Origin of the sequence: Pseudoalteromonas lipolytica (genome assembly GCF_900116435.1) — a bacterium.
Lineage (GTDB): Bacteria > Pseudomonadota > Gammaproteobacteria > Enterobacterales > Alteromonadaceae > Pseudoalteromonas > Pseudoalteromonas lipolytica.
The window spans coordinates 81,415-100,708 of sequence record NZ_FPAZ01000014.1; the positions used below are offsets into that span (position 1 = coordinate 81,415).

At 42.8% G+C, this 19,294-nt stretch carries 19 protein-coding genes and 1 pseudogene; 11 read left to right on the forward strand and 9 right to left on the reverse strand.

Annotated elements, in window-relative coordinates; translation table 11 throughout:
* Positions 1–7 precede the first annotated feature (7 nt).
* On the reverse strand, positions 8–859 hold the full coding sequence (locus tag BM378_RS15065; RefSeq protein WP_074989516.1) for a D-hexose-6-phosphate mutarotase: 852 nt from the start codon (positions 857–859) through the stop codon (positions 8–10).
* A 328-nt stretch (positions 860–1,187) separates the two neighbouring features.
* On the opposite strand from BM378_RS15065, the gene BM378_RS15070 reads away from it, so the two are divergent.
* The 6 genes and pseudogenes from BM378_RS15070 (at position 1,188) to BM378_RS15095 (ending at position 5,894) form a co-directional block, all read left to right on the forward strand.
* Positions 1,188–1,673, forward strand: coding sequence for a MarR family winged helix-turn-helix transcriptional regulator (locus tag BM378_RS15070; RefSeq protein WP_036973598.1), 486 nt, complete (start codon positions 1,188–1,190; stop codon positions 1,671–1,673).
* Positions 1,674–1,773: 100 nt separating this feature from the next.
* Complete coding sequence (locus BM378_RS15075; RefSeq protein ID WP_065979480.1) at positions 1,774–3,099, forward strand: porin; 1,326 nt, start codon at positions 1,774–1,776, stop codon at positions 3,097–3,099.
* Positions 3,100–3,324: 225 nt separating this feature from the next.
* A pseudogene (locus BM378_RS15080) lies at positions 3,325–3,708 on the forward strand (YbaN family protein); the annotation flags it as partial.
* Positions 3,709–3,909: 201 nt separating this feature from the next.
* Positions 3,910–4,542 carry a PepSY-associated TM helix domain-containing protein gene (locus BM378_RS15085; protein WP_074989518.1) on the forward strand — a complete coding sequence of 211 codons (633 nt, stop codon included), beginning with the start codon at positions 3,910–3,912 and terminating at the stop codon, positions 4,540–4,542.
* Entirely contained in the window at positions 4,542–5,042 is a 501-nt protein-coding gene (locus tag BM378_RS15090; protein WP_036973601.1) for a DUF2271 domain-containing protein, read from the forward strand. The genes BM378_RS15085 and BM378_RS15090 overlap by 1 nt, the downstream gene beginning before the upstream one ends.
* 9 nt (positions 5,043–5,051) lie before the next feature.
* A complete protein-coding gene (locus tag BM378_RS15095) occupies positions 5,052–5,894 on the forward strand; it encodes a DUF4198 domain-containing protein (protein WP_074989519.1) in 843 nt (280 codons plus the stop codon).
* Between the two features lie 5 nt (positions 5,895–5,899).
* On the opposite strand, the gene BM378_RS15100 is transcribed toward BM378_RS15095, so the two are convergent.
* A complete protein-coding gene (locus BM378_RS15100; protein ID WP_051501945.1) occupies positions 5,900–6,421 on the reverse strand; it encodes a hypothetical protein in 522 nt (173 codons plus the stop codon).
* A gap of 164 nt (positions 6,422–6,585) precedes the next feature.
* On the opposite strand from BM378_RS15100, the gene BM378_RS15105 reads away from it, so the two are divergent.
* The 3 genes from BM378_RS15105 to BM378_RS15115 all read left to right on the forward strand — a co-directional run bounded on the left by BM378_RS15105 (position 6,586) and on the right by BM378_RS15115 (position 8,900).
* A complete protein-coding gene (locus BM378_RS15105) occupies positions 6,586–7,011 on the forward strand; it encodes a DoxX family protein (RefSeq protein WP_036973603.1) in 426 nt (141 codons plus the stop codon).
* Between the two features lie 59 nt (positions 7,012–7,070).
* Positions 7,071–7,937: a pirin family protein gene (locus tag BM378_RS15110; RefSeq protein ID WP_036973604.1), complete on the forward strand. Its 867-nt coding sequence runs from the start codon at positions 7,071–7,073 to the stop codon at positions 7,935–7,937.
* A 75-nt stretch (positions 7,938–8,012) separates the two neighbouring features.
* Positions 8,013–8,900: a LysR family transcriptional regulator gene (locus BM378_RS15115; RefSeq protein ID WP_036973605.1), complete on the forward strand. Its 888-nt coding sequence runs from the start codon at positions 8,013–8,015 to the stop codon at positions 8,898–8,900.
* On the opposite strand, the gene BM378_RS15120 is transcribed toward BM378_RS15115, so the two are convergent.
* The 4 genes from BM378_RS15120 to BM378_RS15135 all read right to left on the reverse strand — a co-directional run bounded on the left by BM378_RS15120 (position 8,895) and on the right by BM378_RS15135 (position 12,197).
* Complete coding sequence (locus BM378_RS15120) at positions 8,895–9,779, reverse strand: SMP-30/gluconolactonase/LRE family protein (protein WP_227006793.1); 885 nt, start codon at positions 9,777–9,779, stop codon at positions 8,895–8,897. The genes BM378_RS15115 and BM378_RS15120 overlap by 6 nt on opposite strands.
* 27 nt (positions 9,780–9,806) lie before the next feature.
* Complete coding sequence (locus BM378_RS15125; RefSeq protein ID WP_074989520.1) at positions 9,807–10,514, reverse strand: sulfite exporter TauE/SafE family protein; 708 nt, start codon at positions 10,512–10,514, stop codon at positions 9,807–9,809.
* 130 nt (positions 10,515–10,644) lie between these two features.
* The gene (locus BM378_RS15130; RefSeq protein WP_036973609.1) at positions 10,645–11,424 is read right to left on the reverse strand and encodes an SDR family NAD(P)-dependent oxidoreductase; all 780 of its coding nucleotides are present in this window, start codon (positions 11,422–11,424) and stop codon (positions 10,645–10,647) included.
* A 47-nt stretch (positions 11,425–11,471) separates the two neighbouring features.
* Positions 11,472–12,197 (reverse strand): FadR/GntR family transcriptional regulator, encoded by a 726-nt coding sequence (locus BM378_RS15135; RefSeq protein ID WP_074989521.1) that lies wholly within the window; start codon positions 12,195–12,197, stop codon positions 11,472–11,474.
* Positions 12,198–12,455: 258 nt separating this feature from the next.
* On the opposite strand from BM378_RS15135, the gene BM378_RS15140 reads away from it, so the two are divergent.
* The gene (locus BM378_RS15140; protein WP_074989522.1) at positions 12,456–14,084 is read left to right on the forward strand and encodes a sodium:solute symporter; all 1,629 of its coding nucleotides are present in this window, start codon (positions 12,456–12,458) and stop codon (positions 14,082–14,084) included.
* Between the two features lie 56 nt (positions 14,085–14,140).
* Here BM378_RS15140 and BM378_RS15145 read toward each other — a convergent pair whose 3' ends face one another.
* The gene (locus BM378_RS15145) at positions 14,141–15,169 is read right to left on the reverse strand and encodes a glycoside hydrolase family 43 protein (RefSeq protein ID WP_074989523.1); all 1,029 of its coding nucleotides are present in this window, start codon (positions 15,167–15,169) and stop codon (positions 14,141–14,143) included.
* Positions 15,170–15,273: 104 nt separating this feature from the next.
* Between BM378_RS15145 and BM378_RS15150 the strand changes: the two genes are divergently transcribed.
* Complete coding sequence (locus BM378_RS15150) at positions 15,274–16,278, forward strand: arabinan endo-1,5-alpha-L-arabinosidase (protein ID WP_036973614.1); 1,005 nt, start codon at positions 15,274–15,276, stop codon at positions 16,276–16,278.
* Positions 16,279–16,360: 82 nt separating this feature from the next.
* Here the strand turns inward: BM378_RS15150 and BM378_RS15155 are convergent, their stop codons facing one another.
* Both BM378_RS15155 and BM378_RS15160 read right to left on the reverse strand, forming a co-directional pair.
* On the reverse strand, positions 16,361–16,777 hold the full coding sequence (locus BM378_RS15155; RefSeq protein ID WP_051501946.1) for an FKBP-type peptidyl-prolyl cis-trans isomerase: 417 nt from the start codon (positions 16,775–16,777) through the stop codon (positions 16,361–16,363).
* Positions 16,778–16,787: 10 nt separating this feature from the next.
* Positions 16,788–19,232: a glycoside hydrolase family 127 protein gene (locus tag BM378_RS15160; protein WP_074989524.1), complete on the reverse strand. Its 2,445-nt coding sequence runs from the start codon at positions 19,230–19,232 to the stop codon at positions 16,788–16,790.
* Positions 19,233–19,294: the final 62 nt, after the last annotated feature.

Here is a 19,294-nt window from a genome sequence, read left to right on the forward strand (position 1 = left end):
TGGTAAATTAAACCCAGCGAAGTGTCGTTGCAAGCGTATGGCTGGCACCTGGCGCAAGCTCTACACTGTCATCAAGTACATTTGCTGCTTCTAAGCAGAGCATCACATGATACTCATCGTCGGCAAAGTTCGACAAGCGTTTTGACTTCTCAACCCACGGATTCCACAGCACACATGATGTTGAGTTTTCACGACCTACTTCAATAATGCCGTCTGGGGTAATTATACGCTGTGTAGCCTCTGCTTCGGTGTACACCATGTCGGTTTCGCGCGCAAAAGAAACCAAGTCGTGCTGCTCATAAGGGCCTTCGCCAAACTCAATGTATTTTGCCCCTTGCAAACCATCAACTTTGGTTTCTTCAATCGCAGGTGTTGGGAAATACGTGTGTAGCGCTTGAGTAAAGTGAATGGTTTCATTATCCATGTTCGTGGTCGTTAAGCGTAACTCAAGACTCGACGTTAAAATAAATTCAGCAAGTAGCTTAGTTTTATGAGGCCAATATTTATCATCAACCTGAGTCATCGGTAACGAAAGGCTGATATAGATTGAATCTTCTTGTTCTTTCACTTCTTCAGCGCGCCAAAGACCTGTACGAGCCACACCATGCGCAGGCCAACCTTCATGCTGACTTACACCAAACCATGGCCAACAAATAGGGATACCGCCACGTACACCTTTTCCTTCTTGATAGTCTTCTAACTTAGACACCCACAACAACGGCTTTTTGCCTGCAGGCGTGAACTCAGTAATTTGCGCACCTTGCAGAAAAATAGTTGCTTCACACAACTCACTCGCAACCTTAATAAACTCAAGTCCGGTGTCACTTTGTTCAATCGTAACTGATGGCGATAACTTCATAATTCGTCCCATTTAATGAAAGAAAAATCCACCTTACCCAAAGCGGTGGCAATTAGTAAATAATATTTAGTTATTTGATGAAAATGTTTTACAACCAAATGCTAAGTCACCCCATATTAGCATTTTCAGTGTTAACAACAATTACCCTATCTAAACGACAAAATAGAGCATTTAATTTCTGCTCTAACTAAATACAAATCAAAACCATGCCATTATTAGCTTTAATCTATGGCTGATATAGGTGTAATTTATTTGAACTCAATTTATTAGATGTGTAATATTTCGCGATTGCGGTCGCCAGATACCGCCTTTTTAAAGAGACACAACTATGCAAAAGTATGACGAGCTATTGGTATCGTTACGTAAAGTTATCAGGGCTATCGACCTTCATTCAAAACAACTCAACAAAACATCGGGATTAACAGGCCCACAATTACTTATAATGAACGAAGTCGCGCACACCGATGGCATTACGGCCAGCCGCATCGCACAAAACGTTAATTTAAGTCCCGCAACTGTCACCAATATTTTAGACCGCATTGAAAACCGTGAGCTAGTTACACGTGTTCGCAGTCAACTAGATAAGCGCCGTGTCAGTCTATACCTTACCGAGCGCGGCAAAGAAATTTTGAATAAAGCGCCACAGCCTTTACAAGAGCACTTTATTGAAAAGTTTTCAGCCCTTGAAGAGTGGGAACAAAGTCTATTGTTGTCATCTATGCAACGTATTGCAGCCATGATGGATGCAGACCAACTTGATGCCTCCCCCTTACTTGAAGTAGGTGCGCTTACGCGAACCATTGAGTCTCAATAATAAACCCGTTGATTAATATTAAATTTATGTGGCTACCCTTGGGTTCAGTGTGAATATCATCTATGCTAAATAGTACCCATTCTTACATTAGCGATAATTCATGCTTAAACTTTCAAAGTTAGCCCTAGCGATAGCGTTGGGCACTACTTCAAGTCTTAGTCAGGCATCAGAAATCGATGACCTTCAAAAGCAGCTGCAATTACTAAAGCAACAGATGCAGCAACTTCAAACTCAGCTCGATAAAGCAGAGCAACAAGCAAAACAACAAGCGGCGCAGCAAGAACAAATTGATGCCCAAGTTGCTAAACAGCAAAAGCAGCTTGAGCAGCAAACGGCTGCTGTTGATTCAGAGCTCGAAAAGAAAGAGTCTGGGATTCGAGTTGGCGGTGCTGTACGTACTAACTTTAGTCACACATCCTATGATGACGGCAATAAGAACCGCGGTGGCGACTTCGATTTTGATATTTTCAGATTGAATTTTGCAGGCGATGTTGGTGACGTGCAATTAAATGCAGAAATTCGTTTTTTCGATTACATGACTGCAGTTAAATATGCCTATGCAGCCTATGACTTTGCCGAAGATTGGCAAGTGCAAGCGGGGATCACCAAAGTCCCCTTTGGTAACTGGCCTTATAACTCTCACAACTACTTTTTTGGCACCACTTATTACGTTGGCTTAGAAGATGACCACGATTTAGGTGTGTTATTTAAGCGTAAAATAGCCGATAACTGGCAAATTGACCTTGGCTTTTTTAAAAATGATGAATTAGGTGGTGTTGACGGTTACGTTGATAATCGCAGCGATCGTTATTCGTATGATGTCGTTGGTTTTCGTGATGCCGACGAAGGCGTTTACGCAGAACCCACCAATGCGATAGGTGAATACAATACATTCTCTGGACGTTATGGTTACCACTTCGAGCATGATGGTGGCACCACTGAGTTAGGTGTTTCTGCGTTATCAGGCGGCCTACACGACGGTGAAGACAAAGCAGGCGACTACATGGCTTGGGCTGTGCACCTTAACAGCACCATTGGCCCGTGGAACTTCCAACTGCAACACGGTGAATACGATTACGACATTGATAACGTAAATCGTATGGCTGTCGGCGCCTACTCTTTTTATGACAGTATCGCCGCCGAAGCCACGATGACTAATGCCAACATTGCTTACAGTTTACCTGTTGAGTGGGGGCCAGTAACCAACCTGCAATTTTATAATGACTACGGCATTATTTACGATAAGTCAGATAACAGTGCAGACACGTGGATGAATGTAACGGGTGTGTCGGTCGCCGCAGGTGGCTTATTTACCTACTTTGATCTTGTAAAAGCGAAAAACCAACCGTTTGTTGGTGGCTCAATAGCTGGCGACAGCGACGAGACCGAAACGCGCTTCAATATCAATATCGGTTACTACTTTTAAAACGATTAGCCCAGCTATTGCTGGGCTTTTTTAAACTTTCTATGCCCCCATCCCTCGTTTACCTCTAAATAACACAGTAATTTTTTAACCCCCTTAAACGTTCTTCGTGCAACATTAGGTAAAAAACGTTAGCTGAGCTACAGTTAAAAGTAACGCAGAATAAATGTATGATTTTGCACAGTATGCATCACCGCATTTTCAGTTTTATCAGGCTTAATTATATTGATGAATGTAAGAACGGTATTTACCGCCTATAAAAATGGCTGCTATCAATTACTTGGATTATTGATGGTTGGCTTAGGTATCATAGGTATTGCACTCCCTGTGATGCCCACAACTATTTTCTTTATTCTTGCTTTGGGCTGTTTTACACGCTCTTCTCCCGCTTTGTCTGCTTGGCTATTAAATCATCCTCGGTATGGTGAATCACTTCGATATTGGCAGCTCTATAAAGTGGTTCCGCTAAGAGCAAAGTTTTTAGCTGGCCTTGGCATGGCCGTGGGCTATTTCTTCTTACTGCAAAGCGCAGCACCGATTTGGGTTATGTATCTTGTAGCTGTTATCGAGGTGTGCGTGTTGGGCTATTTAATCAATCGTCCCTCAAAGCCTAATCATCCGACGCTGATCCAACTTAACATATCCACTCGGCTGCAATTAATGCTACTTGCTAGCCTGTTTACCTCACAACTCGCCATTATTGCGTACCTCGCTATTCAGTATTAACTGCTCGAATGTAAAGAACGTAAACGCACTTGTTATTAATAATACGAACAATTATCATATGAGTATCAATAACAAGTACCTTACATTATGTTCTCTTTCAATAAACGCATGTTTTATAGCGTTAGCCGTGCCTTACATATTTATTTATCAACCGCGCTATTTTTTCTACTGATCTTATTTTGTATCAGCGGCATCATCCTCAATCACATAAGTTGGCTTGAAAATGACAAACATAATGGTCAAACCCACGTGCTCATTTCTGCACAGCTCTTCGAAAAAGCACAGCAGAACCTTAATGCATTACCCACTCTTTACCCTGAAATTGAACGCTATATGGCAGATCAGTTTTCTCTGCAGAATGTAAAAAGCATTGAATGGGAAAAACAAGACGCACTAGTCATGCTCGACTACCCGTTGCCTGCAGGGTTTGCTTATGCCGAAATCGACTTTCAAACGGGAGAGCTCAATCTTGACTACCAAACAGGTGGGGTTATGAGCCTTATTGGTGATTTGCACAAAGGCCGTCATACAGGCGAGGCATGGAGCTGGGTAATTGATATCTCAGCAGTATTAATGATCATCTTCGCTATAACTGGCTTATTTATTTTATTTCAAAACCGTAAAAAGCGTACCTCAGGGCTTTGGCTAACACTGTTTGGTGTCGTCACACCTCTGGTTATTTATCTAGTTTGGGTGCCTCAACTTAAAGGAGTATCTTAATGAAACAAGCCCACTTACTACTTGCTCTACTGTTCAGCTGTTTATTCAGCCCACTTAGCTTTGCCAAAGACGCCAACCTCACCGTTGAGTTCACTTTGCCTGAGCTTGATGTATCCCCTTATCACCGTCCATATGTTGCGCTTTGGCTTGAAACCCCAGAACGTAAACATGTAACCACAGTGGCACTTTGGGTTGAAAAAGCAGAGTGGTTTAAAGACTTACGTCAGTGGTGGCGTAAAGCAGGTCGCAGTAACGATAACTTCGACGGCGTAACAGGTGCCACAAAACGTCCTGGTACTTACACCATTGAGTGGCACGGTAAGGATTTAAAAGGTAACCCCGTTAAACCCGGTAAATATTTACTCAATGTGGAAGTTGTACGTGAAGAAGGTGGCCGTGATTACAGCCGTGTTGAAATCGACTTAACAAAAGATGGCAAAGTCACTCTCGCTGGCGAAAAAGAATTCGCGACTAGCTTCGTTACTATTACTAGCAATTAAGGATAAACAATGAAATTAAAATTATTAAAAACGGCCCTAATCGGTGCCGTTACGTTCACCGCACTTGCATCAAGTTACGCACAGGCACACGCTCGTTGGTTAATGCCATCGCACACCTCTTTATCGGGTGAAAAAACACATTATGTGATGATTGATGCCAGTATTTCAAACGAGTTGTTTAGCCCAGACAAAGCCTACCGCCCAAATGAACAAGGCGCAGAATATGATGACAACTTATTAATCGCCCTTGCGCCAAACGGTAAGCCTGTAGAAGAGAAGATTCGCGCGTACTACCTAAAACGTAAAAACTCAGCGGCCGTTAGCTTATCGCAAGATGGGACGTACCATATTGCGATGCAGCAAAAGCCCCTGCTAATGACATTCTACAAAGATAAAGACGGCAACCGTGGTCGTGTATTTACAGGTAAAAAAGACGCTGATCTTCCTGCTGGTGCAACCGAAGTACGCACGATTAAGTCAATCGCAACCGTTGACACCTTTGTAAGCCGTAACGGCACTTCTAAACCCACATTACTTGGCCAAGGCTTAGAGATTTCGGGCCCAACGCATCCAAACGATTTATTTGCAGGTGAAGAGGCTAAATTCCAATTATTAATGGATGGAAAACCTGCCGCTAACGTTGAGCTAGCAATTGTACGCGGCAGTGCTCGTTACCGTAATGCGCGTGATGAAGTAAAACTTACTACCGATAGTGAAGGTTTCTTCACCGTGACATTCGAACACGCTGATATATATCTGATTGAAGCATCTGTTGATCAAAAACCAACAGAAGCAGATATCGATAACGTGCGTTACTCATTATTTACCACTCTTGAAGTTGCGCCTGAATAAGTCACTTAATGAGGCCTTATAAGAGGCCTTATTCGACTTTCGAGGAAGACTGTAGTCAACGGTGTGATCACAGCTGCCGTCTTTCTCGCAATCATTGGCCCATCTCCATCGACATCCCAGCTTGGGTGCATCCCATTTAATGGGCTTTTGATAACGCTAATATCTTCTGTAAATTTACTATGCTCATCACGGCCTGCGGCATTGCGCATCAAAAATACCCAAATCACATAATTGCCATCATCAGGAATTTTAAGCTCAGCATGATCACCTTTTGCCGGGCCAACATACAAAGCGGTTGGGTTACCTTTCGGTAAAATATTAAAGTAGTTACTAGAGTTTGAAGGAGCAAAATCAACCTTTAATGTATTGCCTTTATTAAGGTTTATTTGATATTCCCACATCTCATAACCTTTAATTATGTCTTTAACTTGCCAGCTTTGCTGCACCGCTATATCTGAAACTAATAACTCATAATGACGACTATTGGGTAAGTTTTGATTAGCAAACACCACGCTGCTTGCAGCCATAGAAAAACAAAATCCTATTGATAACAATAACTTCACATTGAATCTTCTTTAAGATTCTTTTTTATAGAATAATAAGCGCTAATTTTACAATTTTTAATTCTTTTAAAGTGAATTTATAGTTACTTCATCGCAGACACACAGCTTAACTAAACAGGATACCTACTATGAAACTTTTTACTTTAATCTCAGCTCAACCACAATTACAAAATATTAGCACTTTATTGGCACGTATTGGTTTATCGGCCATCTTTTTACTCACCAGCTTTAGTAAAATCGAGTTTTTCGATGCAACAGCACAGTACATGGCATCCGTTGGTTTACCAGAGTTCTTACTGCCATTTGTCATTGCTTTTGAAATGGTTGGCGGGTTATTTATTTTACTCGGCTTTTTAACACAACTAACCGCTGTCGCTTTTGCTGGTTTCAGCCTGGCCAGTGCTTTGTTATTCCACTTTCAACTTGATGATCAAATGCAATTTTTAATGTTCTACAAAAACATTGCAATGGCAGGTGGCTTTTTAGCATTAGCCAGTGTTGGTGCAGGCAAAATCAGCCTAGATCAACTAATGTTAAAACGTAGTCAGGCATAACATTTCTCCCAGCCAATAACCTAGGTTGTTGGCTGGGTTTGTTTTTAAGGAGCGCAAATATGGCAAAGTTATTAACAGCAACCAGCCACGATATTGGTGGGCTCGATGTAAAACGCATCTTGCCGCATTTTGACAAAAAAATGGTTGGGCCATTTATCTTTTTTGACCACATGGGGCCGAATCACTTTCCTCGCGGTGAAGGCATAAATGTGGGGCCTCATCCTCATATTGGCCTTTCAACGCTCACTTATTTGTTTACTGGCAGTATTTACCATCGCGATTCACTAGGCAATAGCCTGCAAATAGAACCTGGCGATGTTAACTGGATGACCGCAGGTCGCGGTATAGTGCACTCAGAAAGAGAAAGCCTTGAAGTGCGTGCAAGCGAGCACGACATTAATGGTCTGCAATGCTGGGTTGCTTTGCCTGAGAGCATGACCGAAATAGCACCGCGATTTGAACATATCAAAAAACAGCAACTGCCTGAAAAAATAGAAAAAGGAGTGCTGATGCGACTAATCGTGGGTGATGCCTATGGCTTGAGCTCCCCGGTGAAAAGCTACTCACCTATGTTTTATTTAGATACAGTAGCAGAGCAAGGCAGTTATATTACTAAACCGCATCCTCATCATGAAACCGCTGTGTATGTAATTTATGGTGAAGTTAGTATTGGTGATACTCGCTATACTCAAGACAATTTTGTTCTACTCGATGACAGCGAACACGAAATTACGACCCATGTGCATAGCCGCTTTATTTTACTCGGTGGAAGTAAATTCAATAAAGTTCCTTATTTACACTGGAACTTTGTTGCATACAGCAAAGAGCGTATCGAGCAAGCAAAACAAGATTGGCAAGCACAGCGCTTTGCTAAAATCCCCGGTGATGAGCTTGAATATATTGAGTTGCCCTTTGCTAAAAAGTAAACTTTTTTGCAATTTATAGGTACTATCCATTTACAGGCACTAATTAGTAAGTAACCACGTTAGCAAAGGAATACCATGCTAAGAATCACCCTAGAGCAATGGCGCATGTTTCGTGCTGTTGTTGAGTTTGGTGGCTTTAATCAAGCCGCACAAAGCATTCATAAAAGCCAGTCGAGTATTCATAATGCCGTGGGCAAAATTGAATCGGCACTCAATGTAAAATTATTTACTATTCAAGGGCGTAAAACGGTGCTCACAGAAGCCGGTGAAATGATGCTACGCCGTGCCAATTATTTACTCGATGAAGCTGCCAAAGTCGAAGCGATTGGCCAAACCCTCGGCGAAGGTATCGAAAGTAAGCTGCGCATTGCAGTTGATGCCATTTTTCCACAGCAATTACTTTATAAAGTGCTTAACGACACGTCTTCGCAATACCCACAACTGCGTATCGAATTGCATGAATCCGTGCTGATGGGTGGCAATGAATTACTTGTAAATGATCAGGTCGATATTGCCATTACAGGTTTTCCGATAGCGGCTGGCTTTCATGAAGAGTTATGCAATATTGAATTTATTGCCGTGGCGCATCCAGATCACCCTTTGCATGCGATTGACCGCGAAATAACATTAGAAGATTTAAAATCACACCGACAAATTGTAGTGCGTGACTCTGCGAATAAACACAAACAAGATGGCGGCTGGCTAGGTGCCGATCAACGTTGGACGGTAACGCATTTACGCACCTCTATTGATATGATCAGTAATGGTCTAGGCTTTGCGTGGTTACCAAAAATAGCAATTGAAAAACAACTCGCAGCAGGGCAAATGAAAGCGCTCAATTTAACGCATAACAGTAGCCGTAGTGCTAAGTTACATTTGCTCTTCAAAGACGGTGACAAACTGGGTCCCGCAGCACGGGCATTTCTTGGCGAATTACGCTACCAAGTAATGGAAAATCTATAGTTTAAGCGGTGTTTCAGCGATGCCTTTAACACCCGGCTTTAAAATAAACACGCCCCCGCTGTGCGGGTAATCAGCAAGTACCGACTCATCCAACCCGACTGCTGCGGTAGTAATTGCCACATGCTCAAGTGCCTCTCCGACAAATGCAACACTGGTAACACGTGGTGCGGGAATACGTAAAAATTGCACTTGCTCGCCGCGTGGCGAAAAACGATAAACACCATAACCATTCCATGCTGCGACCCATAAGTGGTCGTCATTATCAACCGTCATGCCATCTGGGTAACCCATGCTATCGGTAAAACGGATAAACGCATGCTTATTACTAAGTTCGCCCTGTGCACTTAATGAGAAGCGATAGATAGTTTGTTTTTCAGAGTCTGTTGAGTATAAAAACTGCCCGCATTTACTTACGGCCGGTCCATTACTAATGGTGTAGTGTTGGTCAACGACTTCAGGAGCCTTTCCATGACCAACGCGGTATAACTTTCCACTCGGTGCTTGTTCTTGAGAGTCCATCGAGCCAAAAAAACCAAAACCTTGCCGTGATGTTTTACCATCATTTAACCGGTTTTGCTGTGGCTCATTGTCGATTGAGTAAAGCAGTTCGCGGCTAAAGTCTTCGCTATTAAGTTTATAGATGCCCTTCGCAAACCCAGCAACAAGTTCACCTTGCTCCGTTTCCATTACCCAACAAATGGGTTCTGGCATGGCAAACTGACTTACCCGCATACTTTGGCAGTGCAAACGAAATAAACGCTGACCCAAAATATCAACCCAAAATACACAGTTGTGGGCTTTTGCAAAGTAAGCACCTTCGCCTAATTGGCATTGGCTAGAAATAATTATTTTTAAGGTGGCATCGAGCATAAATTTCATTAAATAAACAGCTGAACTTTTACCATTCTATCTGTGTATAAAAATAAGTGCTAGGCCAGATAAGCCTGCGACCAGCAGTATGATGCTGCGAATTGCTCTTTCGTTTAAGTTGTTATTAATTACAAAAGACAGTCCCCAGCCAATTAAAATTGCTGGCAGACAAAAGAAAAACAGTTTTACATCCCCCATATCAGCAGAGCCAGTAAGCATCAGCACAATAATGCCAAATAGGTTTATGAAAACAAAGAATGCACTAAGGTTGGCCTTTATTTTATCTTTATCCTCAGCTTGATAGAGCAGCCCCATCGGTGCGCCCCCAGCGGAGGTGGTGGTTCCTAAAAACCCCGACGACATAGAAGCTAATAAACTCGTTATGGTCGATATTTTAGGTTTCATACCAATGATAGATAATGCGACGACGACTAATATACTCACTCCGAGCAGTAACTGGTACTGCTTAGCATTCACATACCACATCACTGCTGCTGCGAATATAACGCCCATTGCACCACCGACTATTGAGATCCCCGTCTGTTTCATATCGATTGACCCTCGGTGCTTTATCATTAACACCGAAGTTAAAAAGAGTGCATTCAAAATCATAGGGCCAGGCACCAGTTCAGGCATTAACCAATATAGAACTGGCACACACAGCATACCAAGACCAAAGCCAATAACACTTTGCAAGCAAGCACCAATGATCAGAATTACATACACGAGTACAAAGTCGGTCAAACTTTCTTACCACCTTAGAAAAATAGGGGAGATGGTAACAATACCAACCCATATTTTATTATTATAGTATCATTTGTTTTATTGAAAAAATTTTATCGCAAGTCAGTCATTTTGCAATGTATAAATGCAATTAAGTCCAACCTGCGTCTACGATTAATGATTGTGCTGTCATCATCCGACTATCATCAGCAGCCAGAAATAATGCTGCATTAACAATGTGGTCGGGTTGTATTGTTTCGTTTATACACTGGCTTAAACGAACGTCTTCAACCATCTCTGGGGTTAACCAATGAGTAATTTGACGCTCTGTCATTACCCATCCAGGAACCAAGGTATTAACCCGAATATTGTCTTTGCCATACGAGGCTGCTAAAGAACGCGTCAGGCCTTCAATACCCGCTTTAGCAGTGGTGTAAGCAGGCATTCCTGTTTGCTTAATGCGCCAACTTACCGACCCCATATTGATAATACTTCCCCCACCTAAACGCTGCATATGCGCCACAACAGCCTGTGAAGAAAAGAAACAAGGGCGTAAGTTAACAGCAAACTTGTCTTCCCAATATTTTACATCCATGTTTTCTGCTGCATGGCGTGTGTCATCGGCTGCATTATTAATTAATACCCCAATATCGCCCTGTTGCTGACGGGTTTGCTCTATAGCGGCTTGCAATGCCTCAACATCACGAATATCACAATAGATAAACTGCGGATCAAACTCATATTTACCCGCAAGCTTTGCGCACAAAGCCTCGCTTTGCTGCTTTGCAATATCAACAAAGGTGACTTTTGCGCCTTGCTCACAGAAGCGCGTTACCATTACTTCACCAATTCCCGTCGCTCCGCCTGTAATAAATACACTTTTTCCGGCAAGGCTGGCGTAAACTGTTTTAAGCTCATTTGAATTTGGCATGATAACCTTTTGTTTTTTACAGTATTTACAACGTTGAGTAGCGAAACTTATTGAGCTGCAGCTTCTTTGTCTGCAATTTCTTTTTCGATAAACGCCATCGCTTCATCAATCATGTACGTCATCATATTTTTCGCACGCTCAGGGTCACCACTGACAATCGCGTTATACACTTTAAAGTGCTCTTCAGCGATGGCTTGTTTATTACCTTTAGCGGGTGTTGTGTGCTGAATACTGACATGCAATGCAGTACGAATAAAGTCACGTAATTGATAGAAAAAACGGTTACCACTGGCGTGCAAAATTGCCGTGTGGAACGCAAGGTCTGGCTCGTGCATTACGCCTTCAGGTTCATCGGCAGCCGCTTGCATTTTATCGAGCGCCATTTTAATTTCAGCAATCGCAGCTTGGTCACCTTTTCGTGCTGCCAACGCCGCTGCTTGTGGCTCAATAGCTAAGCGTACTTGCAAGAACTCTTTCAGTACGTAAAGTGACGGACTGCTCTCAAGTAACCATTTTAATACGCTGGTGTCGTATAAGTTCCAGTTATCCGCCGGTTCAACACGGATCCCTTGTCGTGGACGAGAAGAAATTAATCCCTTTGCAGCCAACATTTTAACTGCTTCACGAACAGCTGTGCGGCTTATACCATACACTTCGCACAACTGTGCTTCGGTTGGTAACCCCGTCTCAGTATTATAATCACCAACAATAATTGCTTTACCAAGTTCATTGGTAACTTGTTGTGATAAGTTCAAATTCTCTAAACGCGCCATGTGTGTTCCTCTAAAGATCTAGGTAATATAATACATCTATAAAGCTATTCCGTCATCCTGCAAATAGTTGATTAAAATCAATAACAAAACATTAAAAAGACAGAACCTCTTATTATAACCGCGCGTAGTCGTCACTTTTTTATATATCCAGTGTCACCTTATTTTAACAAATCACTTTCACTCACCTAATTTATAATATAATATTTTTAACCGACAATTAAAAACAACATTCTCTTTCATAATTAGGTGGAACACACAATGGTCGAACTAAGTACCTTAGACTGGGCAGTGCTGGCAGGATTTTTTGTCCTGTTATTAGGCGTTGTCGTCATGTCTATGCGACAAAAAGAAGAAGACACCGCTGACTACTTTTTGGCGGGTCGTAATGCAAGCTGGTTAGTAATTGGTGCCTCTATTTTCGCATCAAACATCGGCTCAGAACATTTAGTCGGATTATCTGGTTCTGGCGCTCAATCAGGTATGGCACTCGCCCATTGGGAAATGCAGTCGTGGATTATTCTATTACTCGGTTGGATTTTTGTGCCTTTCTATTGGAGTAGCAAGGTCTACACCATGCCTGAGTTTCTAGAACGTCGCTTTAATTCTAAGTCGCGAACTTTCTTATCTGTTATCTCATTAATCAGCTACGTATTAACAAAAGTCGCCGTGACCGTGTATGCCGGTGGTATCGCCTTTAAAACCATTTTAGGAATTGAGAGTATTTGGGGTATCGATTTCTTTTGGATTTCTGCCATTGGTTTAGTGGTGATCACCGGGATTTATACTGTTCTAGGGGGCATGAAAGCCATTATGTGGACCTCGGTGCTGCAAACGCCAGTGTTGATCATTGGTTCACTGGTCATTTTAGTTGTTGGTCTTGATAAAGTCGGCGGCTGGGCAGAAGTTGAACGCTTAAATGACGTTAATATGCACCTTATTCGCAGCGCATCAGACACTGAATTCCCTTGGCCTGGGATTATCTTTGGCTCGTTTATTATCGGTTTTTGGTATTGGTGTACCGATCAGTATATTGTGCAACGCGTACTCTCTGCGAAAGGGATTAAAGAAGCACGTCGCGGGACGATGTTTGCGGGTTATTTAAAACTCCTCCCTGTGTTTATTTTCTTAGTGCCGGGCATGATTGCTTACGCTCTGAATGCAAAAGGAATTATTAGTTACGAAAGCGCTGACCAAGCATTTCCTACGTTAGTCGCTGAGCTGTTACCTGCGGGTGTGAAAGGAATTGTGATTGGTGGCTTAGTCGCAGCACTGATGAGCTCGCTCGCTTCGCTATTCAATTCATCAGCCACTTTATTTACGATCGACTTTTATAAAAAGTTTAAGCCAGAATCAAGCGAAAAACACCTTCTAAAAGTAGGCAGAATGGCCACTATCGTTATCGTTGTACTCGGGCTGTTGTGGATACCCGTAATGAGCTTAATTGCCGATGTACTTTATGAATATCTACAGAGTGTTCAATCATTAATTGCACCAGGCATCGCGGCTGTATTCTTACTCGGTTTATGTAGTAAGCGCATAACGCCAACAGCGGGGTTTGTTGGTCTTGTGTCTGGTTTCGTACTGGGTATGATCCGCTTAGTATTATTACCCTTTAAAGATGATTTAACGGGTTCATGGTTTGCATGGATAACGACAATGAACTGGTTGTACTACTGTATCCTGCTGTTTGTTGTGGTTGTCGTTATTATGATTGTGGTGAGTATCTTCACTAAACAAGCAGATGAAGAGCAATTAAAAGGCCTTACTTTCTCAAGCCTAGACAAAGCAACACTCAAAGAGGTCGCCGAGGGTTTAGATAAGTGGGATTACATCCATACAGCGGGCATTTTAGGCATAACTGCCTTTATATATTACCGCTTTTGGTAAACATTTCGTTCCCAAAGTTGTAGGGCGCCAATTGGCGCCCTTTTTTTAAAAATTTTTTAATCAGCTAGCTGTGGTGAAAACACAGGAAACCCATCTTTATCCCATGTAATAATGCGTGCTCGCGCATGGCGATTTGGATCCGTCAATGGCGTGCCTTTTAGCTCTTTATAATCGCGGCTATGGTAAATTAGCAAATCGGTCACGCCATCTTCCGCTTTTACAAAGCTGTTATGACCCGGACCAAAGCGACCAACTTCAGCGTGGGTAGTAAAAACAGGCTCTGGCTTTTTATGCCAACTTTTAGGGTCAAGTAAATCATCATTTACATTTGCCCATAGCAAGCCCATCGCATAACGATGATCAGTGGCACTGGCCGAGTAGGTCACAAAAATTTTATCTCCACGCGTTATTACAGCAGCCCCTTCATTCACTTTATAGCCTTGTACTTCCCACTCAAGGGTCGGCTCAGTAATCGCGATAACAGGCTCTTTAATTGACGTTGGCGAGTCCATTTCTGCTAACCACAAGGCCGAGTTGTATGTGGCAGGCTGGTTTTGCTGTGCCCAAATCATGTAGCGTTTGCCTTTATGAGTAAAACTGGTCGCATCAAGAGAGAAGCTATCTAGGTGACTCATAACCTGCCCCATTTCTTGCCAGTCGCCTTGCATAGGATCAACGTGGTCATTTTTAAGTGCATACATACGAATACTAAAAGGCTTTTCAATGTCACCGGCCGCAAAGTAAATGTACCAACTGCCATCAATGTGGTGCAGCTCAGGCGCCCAAATGTTAATACTCATAGGGCCTTTATCATGCTTTTGCCAAATAACTTTTGGCTCGGCTAGTTTTAAGTCATTTAAGCGACATGCTTGGCGTAGTTCAATTTCATCAAACATCGGTGAACTACCAATAAAGGTATAACATCCGGTTTTTTCATCACGCACTAACCAAGGATCGGCACGCTTAAGTACAATAGGGTTATCAATTGGCGCGACGGTCTTGCTACTATTAGCATCAGCAAAGGCTGGCACTGACGAAGCGCTTAACACGGTAAGTAACGTAAGCCGCGATAATTTTTTGAGCATAATGTGTCCTGTATTTCGCTTTTATTTTATTGTTAATATTGTATTACATATTATATAGTAGACGAATGAACACAAAAGTTAAAACAACAAAAAGGTATTCGATCATGAGACCCGCACACCAAGTGACACGAGCAATGAAGTGGCTTTCAACTGGACTACTTATCTCAGCAGCTGCAGTGTCTGCAAAACAGGTAGAAGTACACGATCCAGTTATGGCCAAAGAAGGCGACACGTATTATGTATTTAGTACAGGCCCTGGCATTACCTATTATGAATCAAAAGATTTAACTAACTGGAAACTCACTGGCCGCGTCTTTAAAGACGAGCCTAGCTGGGCAAAACGCGTGTCACCTAATTTCGGTGGCCATCTGTGGGCACCGGATGTGTACGAGAAAAATGGCAAGTTTTACCTATATTACTCTGTTTCTGCATTTGGTAAAAACACCTCAGCAATTGGTGTAACGGTAAACGACACTCTTGACCCATCATCACCTGACTACAAGTGGATTGATTACGGTATTGTGGTTGAGTCAGTGCCTGAGCGTGATGATTGGAACGCTATCGACCCAGCTATTATCGAAGATGACAATGGCACACCTTGGATGAGCTTTGGTTCGTTTTGGGGTGGTTTAAAATTAGTGCAACTAGATGATGACATGGTGCGCTTAGCACAGCCTGAAAAGTGGCATCACATTGCCAGCCGTCCAAACACGGAGCATGGCCCAATTGAAGCGCCTTATATCTTTAAAAAGAATGGCTATTACTATCTGTTTGTGTCATTTGATAAATGCTGTCAAGGTATTGAGAGTACTTACAATGTTCGCGTTGGTCGCAGTAAAAACGTTGAAGGTCCTTATTTAGATCAGCAAGGTCGCTCTCTGGTTGATGGCGGTGGTAGCTTAGTGATTGAAGGTAACAAAGAGTGGGCAGCCCTTGGTCACAATGCCGCTTACACGTTTGATGGTAAAGACTACCTCGTGTTGCACGCCTATGAAACAGCCGATAACGGCGTACAAAAGCTACGAATTTTACCGATGAGCTGGAAAAACGATTGGCCGGTTGTAAACCCAGCCGACCTAAACAAGCTTAAAACCACACTTATAAAGTAATTATTCAAACACAAAAAACCTGCAATTTTGCAGGTTTTTTATTTACTCAAGTGATCTATTTTGAGATTTAAAGTTGGTATTATTAATTAAAATCAAGCAGGGTGATATCAACTCGCATCGGGCTTTGGCAATCCTGTTCATGCTTTGTAGCAATAAATGTACTGTACACATCTCGCGCAAGATGAGGGGGTATTAATACTTCAAAACGACTGCCTTTACTCATCAGTTGCAATGCTTCTTGCAAGCCCACAATCGCCTCGGCAATTTCATACTCAACAGGTACACCCTCTGCACGGGTGTCAAATAACACCCGACCGTTATTAAGTACTACACGTTGATGCACAGTGACTGTTGCATCCCAGTGGGGCTTATCACCTGCTCCCTGCTCAATAACACGATAACCAAGGCCCGTAGGAGTTTGGTAAACGCTTTGCTGCTCTTTTAAGCATGACGAAAATACCGGCTTCACCGCTTTATCAAACACATTATTGCTTAACATAGCTCACTCTTTATTGCTCGTTGATCAATCGAATGCCATAGATACCACCCGCAACAGAATCTGGGTTGGCTGTGAAACGCAAGGTCAGCATTTCTGACTGTTTCATCGCCTCTGTTAATGGGTAATCAATGGTGTAAAACTCATCGCTTGGGTTGCCAACAGGCAAACTTACCGCGGCCAGTTTCTCCCCATTAAGGATGATTGAGAAATGACGATTCACATCACCGATAAAATAACGAATACGTAATGCTGCAGCGTTTTTATTGGGGTTACGAAGCTGATATTCAAACCAACCTGTTGCATCGCGCCAATGGTGGCCATTATTGACACCAGCGCGGGTTCCTTCACCTTTAAAGCTATGCTCTACTTCTGGTTGCTGCTCACCCGGCGTAATGTGATCAACGGTTAATAACCGAAGCTGCTCTTTCGCTTGCTCAGCCGCTTTGGCGTCAGCTACAAATTGTGTGAATTCAGCTTTGCTTTGCTGTGGCCAATACACTTGATAGCGGCTGTCGTGTAAGCGGAAAAATGGGATAAGTTCCGTGCGTTCCGTCTGTCCAATGCCTTGCTTTGCAATCGCCACATTTTTGTCTGCGATAAATGCCAACGCTTGGCCCGGTTTACGAGTTAAATCAGCAACAAATTGCGCAGGTTCACTGAGCATAATGGGTAATGCTTCTGGTGGGCACGTCGGTCCAGCAGCAATGTGACCCATACGGCTGTTATCAGCAACAAAGCTTAACTGCTCATTCGCAAAAGCCTGTACTTTGGTGGCCATAACCACGGGGCCATACATGACAGAATAATAATCTTGGCCATCCGGTAACTGCTCGGTATAAAGCTTAGGCGCTAATTCAAAGGCAAGCTTATCGCCACTTTGCCATGCATGGCTGATACTGTAGTAACCGTCTTTTTCGCTCGCGGTCACGGCTTTTCCATTTAACGTAAAGCGCAGTTCACCTTGTTGCCAAGACGGTTTACGAATATGAATGACAGACTCTGAGCTTTGTCCCTCAGACAACCGGTTCACCGTGAGTGAAACCTTGGTATCATCAGGGAATTGGCTGTCTTGGGTGATCTGTAAGCCTTGTTGTTGCCAATTTAACGTACTGGGAATAAATAAGTTCACCCATAGATCTTTACCCGTATTGCTATAAATTAACTCACCATACTTGCTGTGATTCTCAATACCCGAGCCCACACAACACCACATAGAGTCTTGCACTGACGAGTACATACGGTAATGTCCTGGGCGCATTGAGGTAAAGTAAACAAGGCCACCATGTTCTGGGTGTTGTGACGATAAAATATGGTTATATGTGGCGCGCTCATAATAGTCTAAATAACGCGTATCAGCGGTTTTCAAAAACAGTAACTTGCTGAGTTTCATCATATTGTAGGTATTGCAGGTTTCTGGGCCTTCAACATCTTCAACCATTGGCGTAAAGTCACTTTTATCATGAAAATGTTCACGTACTGAATTACCACCAATGGACACTGAACGCTCTTGGCTCACTGTTTTCCAGAAAAAGTCAGCGCCTTGCTGCCATGCTTTATCATCGCTGGCATTCGCCACTTTCAACATACCAATAATTTTGGGAATTTGCGTATTGGCATGCAGGCCTGTTAACTTATCTTCTGTGTGTAATAGTGGTTCAATAATGATGTTATGAGAGAACTGGCGCGCTAGTTTTAAGTAACGCTCATCGTCACTAATAACATACATATCCGCAAACACATCATTTAAGCCACCATGCTCTGAGTACAGCATCTGCTGAACTTGTTCATCAGTTAACTTCGCTGTGGTTGCTAAGAACCATTCGCCTAGCTTAAATAACATGTGCTTTGCTTGGCTACTTCCTGCAACGTTGTAGGCATCACGAAGGCCATGGAAGATTTTATCTATATTGTAAAGTGGTACCCAACGGTCGTTTAAACTGAATAAATCAGCCTTAATTTCACCGTTTTCAATCTGCTGCCACATTTCATCGCCATTGGGAATACCGCCTAAGTAACCACCTGTGGCTTGTTGAGCACGATTAAGCTCGCTTAACATGTAATCTAAACGCTGCTTTAATTCTTCATCCCCTGTTGCTGCCCAAGCAAGGCTCAATGCTGATAAATAATGACCCCCAATATGACCATCAAGACCGGTATTTTCCCAGTTACCATAATTGGGCGCTTTTGGTGTCAGGCCCGCCTCACGCAGGTAAGGAGCAAGCAGCTGATCAGGATGAAGTGCTAATAAATAACGCACATTAGTTTGCTGCGCATGTAAAAACGGGCTGGCGCTTAAGCTTACTTGGTTTAGCGCAAATAAATGTTGTTCGCTGGCATGTTCAGCATGCGCAACAGAGGCGACTTGTTTGCTGTCAATTGGCAACTCACTGCATGCAGTCACCGTTAATATTGCAGCACACAGACTTGCTAAATAACTCACTTTAAATGTGTTCATGCTTGTTGTCTCCCAGCGAACCGTTATTTTAAAGAGCAAAGCGCACACTGTGTTAGCGTGCG

Bases quoted from the DNA above. Each gene is read 5' to 3' on its own strand.
- BM378_RS15065 (WP_074989516.1), bottom strand. From the start codon at position 859: ATGAAGTTATCGCCATCAGTTACGATTGAACAAAGTGACACCGGACTT.
- BM378_RS15070 (WP_036973598.1), top strand. From the start codon at position 1,188: ATGCAAAAGTATGACGAGCTATTGGTATCGTTACGTAAAGTTATCAGG.
- BM378_RS15075 (WP_065979480.1), top strand. From the start codon at position 1,774: ATGCTTAAACTTTCAAAGTTAGCCCTAGCGATAGCGTTGGGCACTACT.
- BM378_RS15085 (WP_074989518.1), top strand. From the start codon at position 3,910: ATGTTCTCTTTCAATAAACGCATGTTTTATAGCGTTAGCCGTGCCTTA.
- BM378_RS15090 (WP_036973601.1), top strand. From the start codon at position 4,542: ATGAAACAAGCCCACTTACTACTTGCTCTACTGTTCAGCTGTTTATTC.
- BM378_RS15095 (WP_074989519.1), top strand. From the start codon at position 5,052: ATGAAATTAAAATTATTAAAAACGGCCCTAATCGGTGCCGTTACGTTC.
- BM378_RS15100 (WP_051501945.1), bottom strand. From the start codon at position 6,421: ATGGCTGCAAGCAGCGTGGTGTTTGCTAATCAAAACTTACCCAATAGT.
- BM378_RS15105 (WP_036973603.1), top strand. From the start codon at position 6,586: ATGAAACTTTTTACTTTAATCTCAGCTCAACCACAATTACAAAATATT.
- BM378_RS15110 (WP_036973604.1), top strand. From the start codon at position 7,071: ATGGCAAAGTTATTAACAGCAACCAGCCACGATATTGGTGGGCTCGAT.
- BM378_RS15115 (WP_036973605.1), top strand. From the start codon at position 8,013: ATGCTAAGAATCACCCTAGAGCAATGGCGCATGTTTCGTGCTGTTGTT.
- BM378_RS15120 (WP_227006793.1), bottom strand. From the start codon at position 9,779: ATGAAATTTATGCTCGATGCCACCTTAAAAATAATTATTTCTAGCCAA.
- BM378_RS15130 (WP_036973609.1), bottom strand. From the start codon at position 11,424: ATGCCAAATTCAAATGAGCTTAAAACAGTTTACGCCAGCCTTGCCGGA.
- BM378_RS15135 (WP_074989521.1), bottom strand. From the start codon at position 12,197: ATGGCGCGTTTAGAGAATTTGAACTTATCACAACAAGTTACCAATGAA.
- BM378_RS15140 (WP_074989522.1), top strand. From the start codon at position 12,456: ATGGTCGAACTAAGTACCTTAGACTGGGCAGTGCTGGCAGGATTTTTT.
- BM378_RS15145 (WP_074989523.1), bottom strand. From the start codon at position 15,169: ATGCTCAAAAAATTATCGCGGCTTACGTTACTTACCGTGTTAAGCGCT.
- BM378_RS15150 (WP_036973614.1), top strand. From the start codon at position 15,274: ATGAGACCCGCACACCAAGTGACACGAGCAATGAAGTGGCTTTCAACT.
- BM378_RS15155 (WP_051501946.1), bottom strand. From the start codon at position 16,777: ATGTTAAGCAATAATGTGTTTGATAAAGCGGTGAAGCCGGTATTTTCG.
- BM378_RS15160 (WP_074989524.1), bottom strand. From the start codon at position 19,232: ATGAACACATTTAAAGTGAGTTATTTAGCAAGTCTGTGTGCTGCAATA.